The sequence below is a fragment of the Notoacmeibacter ruber genome (genome assembly GCF_003668555.1).
Taxonomy (GTDB): Bacteria; Pseudomonadota; Alphaproteobacteria; order Rhizobiales; family Rhizobiaceae; genus Notoacmeibacter; species Notoacmeibacter ruber.
Genome location: NZ_RCWN01000001.1, coordinates 473527 through 488337 on the forward strand (window position 1 = coordinate 473527; position 14811 = coordinate 488337).

14 protein-coding genes are annotated in these 14811 nt (G+C 59.5%); 5 read left to right on the forward strand and 9 right to left on the reverse strand.

Annotated elements, in window-relative coordinates; translation table 11 throughout:
* Positions 1–53 precede the first annotated feature (53 nt).
* The 3 genes from D8780_RS02270 to D8780_RS02280 are packed head-to-tail and all read right to left on the reverse strand — an operon-like array spanning position 54 to position 2826.
* Positions 54–1046: a TRAP transporter substrate-binding protein gene (locus tag D8780_RS02270; RefSeq protein WP_158598415.1), complete on the reverse strand. Its 993-nt coding sequence runs from the start codon at positions 1044–1046 to the stop codon at positions 54–56.
* Positions 1047–1060: 14 nt separating this feature from the next.
* Positions 1061–2323, reverse strand: a complete 1263-nt coding sequence (locus D8780_RS02275; RefSeq protein ID WP_121644175.1) for a TRAP transporter large permease — start codon at positions 2321–2323, stop codon at positions 1061–1063.
* On the reverse strand, positions 2320–2826 hold the full coding sequence (locus D8780_RS02280; RefSeq protein WP_121644176.1) for a TRAP transporter small permease subunit: 507 nt from the start codon (positions 2824–2826) through the stop codon (positions 2320–2322). The genes D8780_RS02275 and D8780_RS02280 overlap by 4 nt, the downstream gene beginning before the upstream one ends.
* A gap of 163 nt (positions 2827–2989) precedes the next feature.
* Between D8780_RS02280 and D8780_RS02285 the strand changes: the two genes are divergently transcribed.
* Complete coding sequence (locus D8780_RS02285) at positions 2990–3811, forward strand: enoyl-CoA hydratase-related protein (RefSeq protein ID WP_121644177.1); 822 nt, start codon at positions 2990–2992, stop codon at positions 3809–3811.
* Positions 3812–3821: 10 nt separating this feature from the next.
* Entirely contained in the window at positions 3822–5327 is a 1506-nt protein-coding gene (locus D8780_RS02290; protein ID WP_158598416.1) for an AMP-binding protein, read from the forward strand.
* 131 nt (positions 5328–5458) lie between these two features.
* Here D8780_RS02290 and D8780_RS02295 read toward each other — a convergent pair whose 3' ends face one another.
* The 5 genes from D8780_RS02295 to D8780_RS02315 are packed head-to-tail and all read right to left on the reverse strand — an operon-like array spanning position 5459 to position 9224.
* On the reverse strand, positions 5459–6589 hold the full coding sequence (locus D8780_RS02295) for an ATP-binding protein (RefSeq protein ID WP_147440265.1): 1131 nt from the start codon (positions 6587–6589) through the stop codon (positions 5459–5461).
* On the reverse strand, positions 6586–7584 hold the full coding sequence (locus D8780_RS02300) for an ATP-binding protein (RefSeq protein WP_158598417.1): 999 nt from the start codon (positions 7582–7584) through the stop codon (positions 6586–6588). The genes D8780_RS02295 and D8780_RS02300 overlap by 4 nt, the downstream gene beginning before the upstream one ends.
* Positions 7581–7985: an ATP-binding protein gene (locus D8780_RS02305; protein WP_121644181.1), complete on the reverse strand. Its 405-nt coding sequence runs from the start codon at positions 7983–7985 to the stop codon at positions 7581–7583. Before D8780_RS02305 ends, D8780_RS02300 begins: the two co-directional genes overlap by 4 nt.
* Positions 7982–8359 (reverse strand): STAS domain-containing protein, encoded by a 378-nt coding sequence (locus D8780_RS02310; RefSeq protein WP_245412226.1) that lies wholly within the window; start codon positions 8357–8359, stop codon positions 7982–7984. Before D8780_RS02310 ends, D8780_RS02305 begins: the two co-directional genes overlap by 4 nt.
* A gap of 4 nt (positions 8360–8363) precedes the next feature.
* Complete coding sequence (locus D8780_RS02315; protein ID WP_121644183.1) at positions 8364–9224, reverse strand: STAS domain-containing protein; 861 nt, start codon at positions 9222–9224, stop codon at positions 8364–8366.
* A 400-nt stretch (positions 9225–9624) separates the two neighbouring features.
* Between D8780_RS02315 and D8780_RS02320 the strand changes: the two genes are divergently transcribed.
* On the forward strand, positions 9625–11685 hold the full coding sequence (locus tag D8780_RS02320; RefSeq protein ID WP_121644184.1) for an ATP-binding protein: 2061 nt from the start codon (positions 9625–9627) through the stop codon (positions 11683–11685).
* A gap of 32 nt (positions 11686–11717) precedes the next feature.
* Positions 11718–12104 carry a response regulator gene (locus tag D8780_RS02325; RefSeq protein WP_121644185.1) on the forward strand — a complete coding sequence of 129 codons (387 nt, stop codon included), beginning with the start codon at positions 11718–11720 and terminating at the stop codon, positions 12102–12104.
* A 30-nt stretch (positions 12105–12134) separates the two neighbouring features.
* Here the strand turns inward: D8780_RS02325 and D8780_RS02330 are convergent, their stop codons facing one another.
* Complete coding sequence (locus D8780_RS02330) at positions 12135–13319, reverse strand: response regulator (RefSeq protein ID WP_121644186.1); 1185 nt, start codon at positions 13317–13319, stop codon at positions 12135–12137.
* Positions 13320–13503: 184 nt separating this feature from the next.
* On the opposite strand from D8780_RS02330, the gene D8780_RS02335 reads away from it, so the two are divergent.
* On the forward strand, positions 13504–14790 hold the full coding sequence (locus D8780_RS02335; RefSeq protein WP_121644187.1) for a GGDEF domain-containing protein: 1287 nt from the start codon (positions 13504–13506) through the stop codon (positions 14788–14790).
* The last annotated feature ends 21 nt before the right edge of the window (positions 14791–14811 follow it).

The following is a 14811-nucleotide window of genomic DNA, read 5'->3' on the forward strand; positions in this document are numbered from 1 at the left end:
GTACCCTTGGTCGGCGCCCGCCTGAGGTCTGTTCAGGCGATCATTCGCCATGATCACTTTTCGCTGTTGGTCACCTTCTGCCAGATATCCATCAGCTTCTGTGCGTCTTCGCCATTATCGTCGGTGTAGCTCTTATAAATCGGCTGCATCTGCTCGCGCAGCGAAGCCTGCTCTTCAGCGCTTACCTCGACAACTGTCTCGGCCTGGGTTTTCACCTTCTCCAGAAGCGAGCTCTGCTCTTCTTCGAAATTTTCGCGCGACCATTCCACCGTGCGGCGGACGGCTTCGTCGACGCTCTGCTTCTGTTCGTCGCTGAGGGAGTCGTATTTCGCCGCATTCATCAGCAGCAGGTAAGGGGCGCGAACAACCGTCGCGGCGAGATAGGTCGGTGCCACATCGGCCAGGCCATAGTTGATGTAGGACGACCAGGTCGTGGAAATGCCATCGACCGTGCCGGTCTGGAGTGCGAGGAACTGCTCGGCGGCGCTGAGCAGAACCACCGACGCCCCAAGCTCCCGGAGCGCCTCGTCAGACAGACCGCCGGCACCGCGGAGCTTCAGACCGGAAATGCCGGAGACAGATTCGACGGGACTGCTCAAGAAGAGCTGAGCCGGACCGGAGGAATTGATGACACCGAGATATTTCACGCCGAACTGCGCGAACGTCTTGTCGAGGATGGAGACGACTTCGGGGTCCAACGCCATCTCGTACATGGCGGCGTCATCATAGGATTCCGGCGGAAATGGCAGCGAGAAGACGTTGATCAGCGGCACCTGGCCGGAAAGATATCCGGCATAGACCGAATAGATGTCCACGACGCCCTGCGATGTGGCCTGAAGAGCCTCGCGGCCTTTCACGAGCGACTCGTTCGGAAATACGTTGACCGTAATGTCCTCATCGATTTCCTGAAGCTGATCGGCGAAATACTGCGCCGTCTTGCCCCGGAAATCTTCCGTCGCGAAATAGTGTCCGAGTTTCAGGTCTTGCGCCGAGACGACGCTTGTCCCGCCGATAATCACGGCAAGCGCGGTTAGAACTTTCAGCATTCTTCTCTCTCCCATTAGTAGACAATCAGTTGCGGAAACACGCAAAGCGCCACGAGGACGACGATGTACATCGCCATCAGCGGCGCAGTCCCCCGGATGACATCGCCAAGCGAAATCTCCGGTGAGCAGGCGTTCACCACGTAGAGGCAGAGACCGACCGGCGGCGTGACGACGGCAAGGCTCATATTCACCATCAGGACGATGGCGAACCAGATCGGGTCGAACCCGAGTGCAAGAACGGTTGGAAAGATCACCGGCATGGTGATCAGAATGATCGACGTGACTTCCAGGAACATGCCGAGGACGAAGTAGGCGATCATGATCAGCGCGAAGACGACCCAGGGCGAAACGTCCATCCCAACGACGAAAGCTGTCAGTTCCTGAGGCATCTGCGTGACGCCGAGCAGGTAGCCGAACAGCATCGCCCCCATCAGAACGAAGAGCAGCATGGCGCTGGTCCGGGCGGTCGAAAGGAGGACGGCCTTGACGTTCTGAAGTGTCAGCCTGCGCTGTACGCCTGCGATGATGAAGGCGCCTATGGCTCCGACGCCGGCCGCCTCCGTCGGGGTTGCGATGCCGAGATAGATCGAACCGATCACGAGAGCGACGAGAATGAGAACCGGCAGACAAAGAACGAGTGATTCAAGCCGTCCGACGTGACTGGCCGAAATGGTGTCTTTGTCTGACTTTCGAACCATGAAGCTGACAAGGATGCAGCAGAGGAGTGTAATGAGGATGCCGGGCAGGATACCGGCCAGAAACAGCGAAGCAATGGGTGTCTCGGTCACGACGCCGTAGATGATAAGGGGAAGGCTCGGCGGAATGATCATGCCGAGCGGGCTGGCGCCTGCAACCGATCCTGCCGCCACTGTCTTGGGGTAATTGCGCTTCAGCATCTCCGGCACGGCAACCGCGCCGATCACCGCCGCCACGCCGACCGCCGTGCCGCTCACCGCGCCAAAGACCGCGCTCGCGACGATAGCTGCTATGGCTTGTCCGCCCCCGATGCGACCGAGCCAGCGCTCGACGGCCGCAAAGAGATCCTTGCCGATGCCGGTGGCGCCGATGATCTCGCTCATGAGGACAAAGAGAGGGATGGCCGTCAGCACGAATTCGGAGGTGGTCCCCCATGCAATGTTCGACATCGCGCTGATCGACGACAATCCGCCTGTCATGAGAAGGCCCAGAAGGGTGGTTCCGGCAAGCGCGAACGCGACGGGCACACCGATCACGATGGCGAAAAGCAGGATCGCCAGAAAAACGAAACCGAGGATCATGCCCGTTCCTCGCTTTCATAGCGCCGACCGCTGATCGTATCAGCCAGTCCGACCAGCGACTCCAAAAGGAGCGCTATGCAGCTCAAAGGGATCAGCGCCTGGGGTATCCAGAGCGGTGTTGCGAGAAGGGTGGATGCCCGCCAGCCGAAGCGGAAGGACGCCAGAGCCATCTGCCAGCCGGTCCATAGAAGGACGACCGCGACGATCGCGGCGACCACGAACATGCAGATATCCGAGAAACGGCGGCCAGCACGGCCTCCCGTCTCGCCGATAAGATCCATGCGGATGTGGCCGCCCACCCGCAAGGTCCAGGCTGCGCCGAGAAAGGCTGTCGCGACGAGCGTGTAACTCGACAGCTCGGAAACCCAGATTGTCGGACTGCCGAGCAGATAACGCGCCATCACCTCGTAGGTGACGGCCAGGGCCATGAACATGACGCCCGCTGCGCACACCACAAACAAGCCGAAACTAAAGGCTCCGCTAGCACGCCGTAGAGTGCTCATGAGCTACACCTCCCAGACGATCGGCAAACGAAATTCGGCTGCCAATCTTGTATCCTCCATAATTTACGGTACACACTAATTTTAAATCTGTATACTGTTTTCTCAAAAATGGGCGAAGGCGGCCGGAGAGCAGGCTTCGTTTTAACGGTGGAGGAGAGTGAGAGTGGAAGAGGAAATATCCGAGCAGAGCGCCGCGCAGCAAAGCCCGGCGGTCGAAATGACGTTGAAGGACGGCATTGCACGTATTGTCTTGTGCAACCCCGTTCGTCGTAATGCGATAACGCGGGAAATGTGGGCCGGGCTGACGGAGGCAGCCAAGTCTCTGCAGGATGATGAGGATTTGCGCGTCGTCCTGATCAGGGGGCAGGGGCAGAAAGCCTTCGCTTCCGGGGCCGATATCAGCGAATTCGGCGAAGCGCGCCGTAGCAGCGAACAGGCTGAAGCGTACACTCAGACCGTGCAGGCTGCCGTGGAGGCGATCGAATTGATCCCGGTGCCGGTCGTTGCGCTGGTGCATGGGTTCTGCATCGGGGCGGGCACCGCAATCGCGCTCGCATGCGACATGCGCTATCTGGACGACCAGGCCCGTTTTGCAGTCCCCGCTGCTCGCCTCGGCATCGGCTACAGTCCGAAATGGATCAAGCGGCTCGTCGACGTTGTCGGCAAGGGCTATGCGTCCGAGATCCTGATGACCGGAAGCCAGTTGGATGCCGACGCTGCGCTTCGTTGTCAGTTTGCAAATGCCGTCCGCCCGGCCGCCGAGCTGGACGAGTTCGTTGAGGATCGACTCCAGCGCATGAGCCGAAACGCACCCCTTTCGATGAGAGCGTCGAAGGCGGCGATCCGCGAGTGTATGGCCTTCGACCGCGATCGCGACTGGCAACTCCCTTTCGACCTTTCAGATCGCTGCGCATCGAGCCGCGACTATGAGGAGGCGCTGGATGCCTTTGCAAACAAGCGCTCACCGGACTTCCACGGGCGATAGGAGACCCATCATGATCGACACCTCCGGAACCCTTTATGATTCATTGGCCCGGCACGCGGAAAACCAGCCATCCGCGCCCGCCATCGTGCTCTTCGATGGCACGACCTACGATTTCGCCTATCTCAAGCGGCAGGCCGACCGTATCGCGGCGGCGCTCCGGTCGAAAGGCGTACAGCCGGGAGACCGCGTCGCCGTCAAGCTGGAAAAGTCGATCGAGGCGCTCGCAGCGCTGTTCGGCGTTTTTCGAGCGGGTGCGATCTTCCTGCCGATCAATACGCAGTATTCGCGCCGCGAAGTCACCGATATCGCCGAGGATGCGGAGCCTCGGCTGATGATCGGCTCTCAAGAAGGCGCGGCCGATGTCGATGGTTTGCCGTTTGTCTCTCTTGATCTGGGTTCCCCGGATGGCGAGGACCTTTTGGAAGCCACCCCTCTGGATGCAACGCCAGACGATCAGCCGCCGGGCCCGAGCGATCTTGCCGCCATGCTCTATACGTCCGGCACCACAGGGCGACCAAAGGGCGCTCCGCTCTCGCACGGCAATCTCACCGCAAACCTTTCCGCTTTGGCCCAGTTCTGGAAGATCGGCGCCAATGACCGGGTTCTGCACATCCTGCCGATGTTTCATGCGCATGGTCTGTTTCTCGCGGCAGCCATGCCGCTCGGTGTTGGAGGCAGCCTGATACTGGTTGAAAAGTTCACCACCGAGGCAACGCTTGCGAAAATTCCGGAGGCCACGGTCCTGATGGCGGTCCCGGCGATCTACTCCAGATTGCTGGCCGATCCGGCCTTCAATGCTGAGACATGTCGCAACCTGCGGCTGGCGACCTCTGGGTCCGCGCCTCTCTCGCCCGAACTATTCGATGCCATTGCGCAACGCAGCGGTCTGAATATCGTCGAGCGCTACGGATCGACCGAGACCTGCATCATCACCAGCAATCCGCTGGAGGGGCAGCGGAAGGTCGGCTCTGTCGGTGTGCCACTTCCCAATATCGACGTTCGGATCGTCGATAGGAACGGAAGGCCGGTCGAACAGGGGGAGGTCGGCCGCGTCCAGATCAATAGTCCGGCGACGATTTCCGGATACTGGCAGAGGCCTGACCTCACGGATGAATGGACCAGCGACGGCTACTTCGATGTCGGCGATCTCGGAAAGCTCGATGAGGATGGCTATCTCTATCTCGTCGGTCGCAGCAAGGAACTCATCATCTCTGGTGGCTACAACGTCTATCCCCGCGAGGTGGAAATCGTCGTCGCCAATTTGGACGGCGTCAGGGAGGCGGCTGTCTTCGGGGCGCCGCATCCCGATTTTGGAGAGGGCGTCGTTTGCGCCGTCACCTTGTCCAGCGGAGAGGCTGTAGACGAGAATGAGATAGCGGCGGCGATCAAACCCGATCTCGCAGCCTACAAGCGACCGAAAAAGATCGTGATACTCGATGAGTTTCCCCGCAATGCCATGGGCAAGATTCTGAAGAACGACCTGAAAGATCGTTACGCATCGATCTTCAATTCCTAGTCTGAGGTTGGGACTGGCGCATGCGCCCTGCCTCAGACATGTGCCGTCTGACTGCGCGGGAAGGATGTTTCGGACAGGGCCAGGGGAGGCGATACGATTGCAGTCTCTCGGCCTTAACGGCGAGGATGGCCTTATCGGGCTGTGCGCGCGTCGAATTCGATCGTCACGGCAAGGCCGTTCGAGCCATCCGTTTCGATACCGGCATTCAGCTTGCGGACGCAGCCCTGAATGATCTTCCAGCCGAGGGAACGGGACTGGCGGAGGACCTTTTCGGCGTCCTTCAGTCCAGGCCCGTTGTCCCGCACCGTCAGGCGAATCTTGTTGTCGGTCTGCGACGCATCGATCCAGACCTTCCGCTTCGTCTTGTCGTCACCGGACGCATGTTTGACAGCATTCGTCAGAAGTTCGTTGACGATCAGGCCGATCTCGGTCGCCGTATCAAAGGAAACCGACAGCGGCTCACTGTTGACTTCGATGGTCACTCCACTCTGATCGAATGCCAGTCGCAGCCGTTCGGCGAGCGTCTCGATATGTTGCTCCAGATCGACATGGGTAACGTCATCGGCCTGATGGAGCAGGTTGTGCGCATTGGCGAAGGCTTGGATTCGTCCGGTAAAATCGTTCAGCGCATTTCGCGTTTCTTCCTGGTTCGACTGCCGGGCCTGCATCAGCGCGAGTGATTGAATGATCGCCAGATTATTCTTGGTCCGGTGATGCATCTCGCGCAGAAGAAACTGTTGCTCAGCCAGGGCATCGCGAAGGGCGCGGTTCTGCTCGCCAAGCTCTTCTATCGGCGATCCGTGTGTCGCTTTCACAAGTGCCTCGGCGGCCACCTGCGCCAGGTCGGCGGAGGCAAGATCCGTCTTGAGGTTGAGCGCCAAATCGACCGTGGTCCCGGCCTCGCTGGTGTCCACCGAGAAGTTGTCGACCAGCTTCTGCGACCCTGAAAGGCCCAGACCGGGGCCCTTGTGCGACTGGTGGCGGTTGCGCAGCAGCCCACCGATTCCCTCGATGCCGCCGCCATGGTCCTGAACGCGCGCGACGAGGCAGATGTGATGCTTGCCTTCGGTGAAGGAAAATTCGGCAACGCCGTCCTTGCCATATTGCAGGGCGTTTCGGGCGATCTCCGATACGGCGGTGGCAAAGCGTATCTGGTCCCGGCTCGGTGCTCCGCCAACCTTGGCGATCAGGCGGGCCGTTCGGCGCGTGTGCGACACGTCACCGTCCTGCTCGAGCGCGATTGACGTCACAACGGATTTCACGGGCGCGCCCTCGCTATGAGAACTCCGCAATCGTCCGTTCCGCGCCGTCGAATTTTGTAAAGCGCGGCGGCAATGATCTCTGCGCCGCGAAAGAAGAGGGAAGGCGGCTCCGCAATCGCCGGGCTCGTCTTCAAACCATCCGTGGCCAGAATAAGGACGGCGCCTTCGGGCCAGTCATGCTCAGTCACCCGCGCGCGTCGGGAGGACGCTCCGACAATGCCGGGCTGCGAGGGTATTCCGTGACGGCGGCCATCCCGGTGGAGAATGTCGCCTTTGATATTTCCAATTCCCATGCATCTCACCATTCCGGCTTCATGGGGAATTTCGACCAAAAGAGCGGCAGCACCACGGCTGCCGGCCAGAGCGTCTGCCACCATCGCCTCTGTCTCTTCCAAAGAGGCGTTTCCGGCGCGGCGAAAGGCATCGGCGCCGGTGGCGGCGTCGCGCGCTGCCTTCGGCCCATGCCCGAGCACATCCATCAACATGACAATGGTCGAATGTTTGCCGACATTCACGCCAAAGGTGTCGCCGCCCTCTTCGAAGCCCGGTTTCGGGACAATCAGGCCGGCAATATCGTAAACCCTCCTGGCGGGGCGCTGCTTGCCGACTTTCGCAATAACGACGGTCCCGGATGGGCTGCTATAAATTTCGAAGTCGTCCGCCAGCCTCTCCATCGAGCCGAGACCGCCGCCAATGCCGTGAGGCTTTTCTTTCGAGGTGGTGAAGCCGTCGACCATGGCGGCTTCGACATTCGAGATGCCTGGCCCGCCATCGAGGGCTGCCAGAGTCACCTGTCGCGTGTCTCCACTGCCCTCGATGCCGATCAGCAATTCACCGTTATGGGCGTGCCGGGCGAGGTTCGTGCCGGCCTCCGTGACGATGATCGCCAGCCGGTCGACTTCTTCGGCAGAAAGGCCGGCGTTCTTGGCTTCCTGCGTGGCTGCGCGCCGCGCCGTGCCGATCTGGCTCTCGTCTTCGATCTGTATGGAAATCATCGGGCACCACATTCGAGAGTGACCCGTGTTCCGCTTCGCAAGGACGATACGATCTCGAACCGGTCCACCAGCCGTTTGGCGCCGCCAAGGCCGAGTCCAAGGCTCTTTCCTGTGGTGAAGCCGTCCTTCAGCGCGGCATCGACGTCATTGATGCCGGGTCCGCGATCTTCGCAGATCGCGACGACACGGCGTTGTCCTGCGGGGCCTACCTGCTCGAAAGTGATGATGCCACCTCGTCCATAAATCACGGCGTTTCTTGCAATCTCCGAGACCGCCGTGACGAATTTCGTCCGTTTGATGGGGGATGCGTTGATCGCCGCCATCGCTTTGGCGGCAGCCTGTCTGGCGAAAGCGACATCGTTGGAAGTGCGCAACGCCACGGAGGCAGCCCTCTCTTTCACGACTCTTTCGTGCGGTCGCCCGTAATGGTGTCGATCGCCCGGTCCGCGTTCAGTGCTGTCTCGACGCCATCAAGCGTCATGCCCAGTTCGACCAGCGTCATGGCGACGGCCGGGCGCATGCCAACGATGATTGTTCGCGCATTCATCACGCGCGCCATCTGCGCCATGGCTGCGAGCATTCGGCCCGCAAAGGTGTCGACGATCTCAAGGCTCGAGATGTCGATCACGACGCCATGGGCGCTCCGGCGGGCCACTTCCTCGACGAGCTGGTCCTGTAACGAAACGATCTCCTGATCATCGAGATCGTCTCGTATCGCCACGATAACGCAGCCATTGATCGTCATTATGGGGACAGGGCTGGCGTTGTCGTACAATGGCTTATCGCTTCCCAACTGAAACGCCGATGCGGTCGAAAGCGTAGGCGAGGCCGCTCTCCAGATCGACGCGCGTCACGATGTTCGGCAGTTCTACGCCTAGATTGACAACGGTCTGCGCAATCTTGGGGCTTATGCCACAAATGACGCATTCCGCGCCCATCAGGCGAACGGCCGAAGCTGTCTTCAGGAGGTGCTGGGCCACCATCGTATCGACGGTCGAGACACCGGTGATGTCGATAATGGCGACTTCGGCCTCCCATTGAACGATCGCATCGAGAAGGTTCTCCATGACCGTCTGCGATCGGAACGAATCCAGCGTGCCGATAAGGGGAACCGTCACGATGCGGTTCCAGATCTTCACCACGGGAGCGGAGACTTCCGTCATCTCGGCGCGCTGGCGCTCGATAATCGCTTCGCGCTTTTCGACCAGCGTCTCAATCGCATGCAGGCTGATCTGATCGACGAGACGCGTCGCATTCCACGTTTCGCGCATCAGAACGCGCGGCTTTTCGGACAGCTCGCTTTGCAGGATTTCGAAGAAGGGCTGCTTCAACGATGCGATGAACCACCCCATCTCGGTGGTGGAAACGCCTCTTTGCGTCCGGTTGTCCGCAATCTCTTCCAGCGCGTCGCGGACCGGCTCCCATTCGGGATTCGTCAGATCGAGACTGTCGTCGGTCGCCACTTCCGGAAGGACCTTCGTCATGGCTGTCAGAAGTTCACGACTTTGTTGTTCGGACTCCTTGCCGGAAACAAGATCGGTGCGCTTGACACCTTCCTTCGACTGAACCTTCAGCCATCCGTTCAGAACGCGGTCGTAATCATCGGTTAGGATCGATGCAATCGTCACGTCATTAGGCATGTTTTGCTTTCGCTTTCTACTCGTCCGGCCTGTCTATGTAGGAGGACGCGGCATTTGGCAAACGGAACCGATGAGCGAAATGCCGAACCCGTTATCATGTTCCCTCTCTTGATTTGCCATGCGTGCATGCGCCGCCTGACGAAGGCGGCAGGCGGGCCGGTCGTGAAACCCAGCCTCCCAATATCCGTTGCGCGCTCTGCCTCTGCGCGAGGCCCAATCCTGAACTGGCGGGCAGCGGAGCCGCGAGGCTGAAGGTCCAAAGAATAGTGCGACTACCCGAATGCACCGCCGTAAACTTCTTCTGAACGATTTTTACTCACTCTTCCGATGTGACAATCGGCTTGGTGGGCGATGACGACGTTGTTGCCCGGCATGACTTGTCACCGGGAGGGCGCGGCTCATGGATTCCATCATCGCGATGATCGAAGGCGGCTCAGTTATTGTTGTTGCCGTTCTTTGCTGCATCTTTTTCGGCGCCACTTTGAAGCGATCCTTTTGGCTGGGCGGTCTCGTCTACGGGGTTGTATTCGCGGTGACGGGCGCCATCGTGATGTCCAACTCCATCGAGATCATACCCGGCGTGAGAACAGATCCGCGCAATGCGGTGGCGGCTCTTTCCGGTGCCATTGGCGGTCCCTTGAGCGCGTTGATCAGCGCGGCGGTGATGATGCTGATCCGCCTTAGCTACGGCGGTATGGGCGCCGTTCCCGGAGCCGCCGCCATCGGTTCGGCGGCTGTCGCATCCGTTCTTCTGTGGGGCTGGTGGGCCATGTGGCGCGGCCGCGAGCCATCGAAAGAATATATTTTCTATCAGGCGCTGGCTGCTGCGACTGTGCCGACCCTGACGATCTTTTTCCTCAGTTCCGTGCCGATGGATGTGTTCATACGCTCCGCCAGCCTGTTTGCGCCGACCAACTTCCTGGCGGTCCTTCTTCTCGGCGGGCTCATCGTCTCCGAGCAGCAGCGCCGTTGGGCAATCGGCTCCAATGCGGAAAAGGAAGCACAACTTGTTGCTGTCGCAAACAATGCGCCGGGCATGCTTTTCCAGCTCACGCTCGATCCGCAAGGCCGGCTTCACTTTCTCTACGTTTCCGGCGGCAGTCGGCGCGTCTTCGGCATTCCCCGTGAGACGTTCCTCGCCTCGCCGAATTTCCTCTACACCCTTCTCGGGGAGGAGGATGGCCAGCGGCTTAGAACATTACTTGCCACCTCTGCGGAGACCGGCAATCGCTGGTCATTGGAGGTGACGTATATTCATCCGCTCAATCATCGCGTTTGGCTGCAACTTACCGCTGAGCCCCGTCTCGACAGCCAGGAGAGGCTGGTCTGGGACGGCAGTATCTTCGATATCACCAACCAGAAACGCAACGAAGCGATGAAGAACGAGTTCGTGGCAACGGTCAGCCATGAGCTTCGTACACCGCTGACCTCGATTCATGGTGCCCTGAGCCTTCTTTCGAGTGGCGCTCAGGGCGACCTACCCGCTCCGACCAGACGGCTTCTTTCGCTGGCCCTTCACAACAGCGAGAGATTGAAGAATCTGATCAACGATATTCTCGACATCGAGAAGATCGAGAGCGGCTCGATGCCTTTCATGATCAGTTCACACCCGCTGGATCCACTGATCGTGCAGGCTATCGAGGCCAATGCGAACTTCGGTACAGCGGAGGGGGTCGATGTCCGGTTCGAAAACGGCGCGCCGGGCGCGGCCGCCCTGATCGACCCGGAGCGCTTCAATCAGATCATCGATAACCTTCTGTCCAACGCGCTCAAATTCTCTCCGGCAGGGGGAAGGGTTGTTGTCGGGCTCAAACGCGATGGACACCGGGTCAGGATATCGGTTTCCGACGATGGCCCCGGTATTCCCGCCTCCTTCCAGCCACGGCTCTTCGAGAAATTCGAACAGCTGGAATCCGTCGACAATCGTTCGAAAGGCGGGACAGGTCTGGGCCTCAGCATCTGCAAGGCTCTGGTTGAACGTATGGACGGCTCAATCACGTTTGAAACGCAACCGGGAAAAGGAACAACCTTCATCGTCGAATTCCCTGCGGTCGAGGCGCTGCCGCAACGAGACGAAGCAGAGAGACGCTCAGCCGGTCTTGCAGGCACGTCCTTTCAGGTTCTCTGTATCGGCACCAGCGCCGACTTCAGTGTCGGGATCAACGAACCGGTTTCTGCCGGCACGGTGATTGAGCAGGTTTGCTCGCAGGAGGCTGCGCTGAACAAACTGAGCAGCACCGACTTCGACCTGGTGGTTCGCGGCGCCGGCTTCTCCGAGCAGGCGTGGGAGAGTGTTCAGCCAGCAATCCCGGACAGTACGGTCGTCGTGGAACTCTCGGCCCGAGGCCATTCGTGCGATCTTACGGATATCCTTGCGACAGTGCTGAAGCAGAAAATCACGGACGGGGCGGAAGATGACCGCCAGGAGCCTTTAGGGAAAATTCAAGCTACTCAGGTTTAAAAGCTCCTTTTGAACGATATGGAATCGGACAGATGGAGAAGATGCGCGTCCTTTACGTCGATGACGAGCCCGATATCCGTGAGATCGCCGTTATCTCCTTGGAGATCGGAGAACAGTTCGAGGTCAAATCCTGCTCGTCGGGCGAGGAAGCAGTGCCATTCGCGAAACAATGGCGCCCCGAGGTCATCCTTCTCGATGTGATGATGCCAGTGATCGACGGACCGGAAACGCTGCGTCGCTTGCGGAGCCAGCCGGAGACGGCGGCTATCCCCATCATTTTCGTGACCGCGCGGACCCAGAAGCAGGAAGTCGACCGCTATTTCGAGCTCGGGGCCCAAGGCGTCATTCCGAAGCCTTTCCGTCCGATGGAATTGGTCGATGATGTGAAGCGTATACTGGCCGGCACAGCGACGCCCTAAGGCGTTGAGCCAGCGTGTCGAAGCACCGTCTCAAACGAATTCGACCCCGCATTCGCGGCCTCGCTGCCAGCGCAGCACCACCGGCCTCTTCTCGCCTGTCTCCGCAAGATAGATGCTGAAGTTCGAAACGAGCGGGGCGTATTGTTCAAGCCTTAAACGCATGCCGAGATCGGATGTATCCCTGACGACACAATCAATGGTCGAGGGTCCGATCAGAATCTTCGCAGCCTTGAGAACGCGATTGCGGCGTTCGCGGCGGCGTTCCACCTGCTCTGGCTCGGCGTTGGCTTCTTCCTGAGGCACGCTCTTCGGCCCTTCGGCACCGGCTTGTGTGACAGGCTGGGCTGCAATCTCGCCGAATTGGTCAAGCTGCTCGGAAAGGGAGGCTGTCTCGTCTGAAGTGTCCAGAACGCTCGTCTCGGGATGCGCTTCCATCGTCGCGGAGCCGACCCGGAAGACGAATGTCAGAGCTTCGGTGAGGGCATTGAGGCGGTCACGCAGTTTCGCCCGGTCCGAGATGGCGGAGGGAAGGCATGCGAATGCCCCACCTGAGATCCGACCCCAGATATCCTCCGGGTCCGAGCAGTCTCGCATCCGCTTGACCGTCTCACGTAAGAAGGTGTCGGCCTGTTTCTGGCCAAAGCGTTGCAGGGCCTCGGCGTAAAAGCGGTTCATCGAGGCGACGATAACAAGCTGCGGCGAGGCCGCGGTGGCGCGTCCGGCGCGGAGCCGTTTTTCAAACTCCTTCCGGCTGAACGTGCCGGTTACGATATCGATCGCCCGCTCCTGGCGCAGGCGCTCCAGTTCATACTGCTCGGAAAGGCTTCGCCGCTTGTCTTCGATTGCTTTTCGGATCACGTTGCCAAGGTCTCGAAAACCAAGGCTGGTCTTGGGCAGAAAATCGGAGACCCCTGACCGGAAAGCCTTGATCGCTACACTCTGTTCCTGAGAGGCAGTCATCATGATGACCGGCGCATCCGCATTGGCTGAGCCCGACAGGACATCCATCACGTGAAAGGCTGTTTCTCCATCCAGCCTGTAGTCCAGAAGCACGCAATCGAATTCGCTAGAGTCGACGAAACCGCGCAACTCCTCCGTGTTGGTCGCCTCGATCGTCTGGAAGTTGTTGCGCCGAAGAACACCACTCAGGATTTCTCTGAAATCGGGGTCGTCATCGACGATAAGGATGATGGGCCCATCGGCGGAAGCCGTCACGATCGTTTCTCCTCACAGTACGAGTTCATATTATTCGCCGCTTTCGCTTCCAAAATACTAACAAAGCGGCCTGACACACGCTGAAAGGCAAAGTCATTAAGACTTTCTACAGCCGGTACACGAATTATGGGGGACTACGCCCCGGCTTTGTTCTTCTCTGCAAAGACCCAGAATTGGAGAAGCCATGCAGAACGCTATTACGGCCGAAGGAAGCCGTGGAACGATCCTCATCTTTGATGAAGGCTTGTCCCTCGCTCAGGTCTCGGCCGTCGTCAGCGAACTCCGTTTTACGCCGGTACCCGCACTTGTCGACGTGCCGCTGGATTTTGACCTCTTGCCGCCGGTCTACCTCGCCATTGTCAACGAGGCCGCTGCTGGAGCGCTGGAGCAGTGGAGCGCGACGCCGTGTGATGCGCCGACCATCAAGATCGCAGGAGGCGGGTCCTTCGAGGCGCGACTACAGGCGGCACGTGAAGGTATCGCCGGTATCGTGGATGCACCTTTGTCGAGCGAGGATCTGACAAGCTGGGTCCGCCATTTTTATACGCTTGAGGCGACCCGTCAGTCGCATGTCCTGATTGTCGATGATGATCAGATGACCCGCGAGATCGGCGCGCAAGCGCTGCGGAGCGAAGACATGAGCGTTGGCGAGGTCGAAAGCGCGCGTGAGGCGTTCAAATATCTACAGAACCATACTGTCGACGCGATACTGCTTGATCTGCAGATGCCCGATGTCGATGGCCTGGAACTGGCGCGCATCATCCGCCAGGACCAGCAGAATCTGTCTTTGCCGATCATCTTCCTTTCCGGTGAGCGGGATCCTCTGCGGCAGCTTCAGGCGCGTCGTCTGGGTGGTGACGACTTCATCATGAAGCCAATCATGCCGAGCCGGCTGCGCGAGATTGTCCAGATGCGCCTGGAAAGGGCGGGGGCCCTCAAGAGCCTGATCGAACGGGACAGTTTGACGGGCTTGCTCAATCATGCGCGGTTTCACGCCCATCTGGAAAGCGAGATCGGGCGAAGCTCCCGTACGGATGCGGAAATCAGTGTCGCCCTGATCGATCTCGATCACTTCAAGTCCGTCAACGATACCTACGGTCATCAGGTTGGCGATCGTGTGATCCGTTCGCTGGCCACGCTTCTGTCGACGGCTCTTCGAAAGACCGACCTTATCGGGCGACTGGGCGGCGAAGAGTTCGGCGTCGTCCTTCTCGACACCGATCTTGAGTCAGCCGCGCATGTTGTCGACAGGCTTCGTGAAACCTTTGAAGCCTCTGCTTTCGAAGTGGATAACGACACGTTCAAAGCGTCGTTCAGCGCAGGCGTCAGCACCTTCAGAAAGGGCAGGTCGCCGGCCGATATGGTCCGGTTTGCCGATGCGGCGCTCTACCAGGCAAAAGCACAGGGGCGAGGGAGGACCGTCACGGAAGCCGACGAGGTCTTCGACCCGCCCATAAAGGTCCGTGCCTGATTTTCGATAATTGGAGGACAG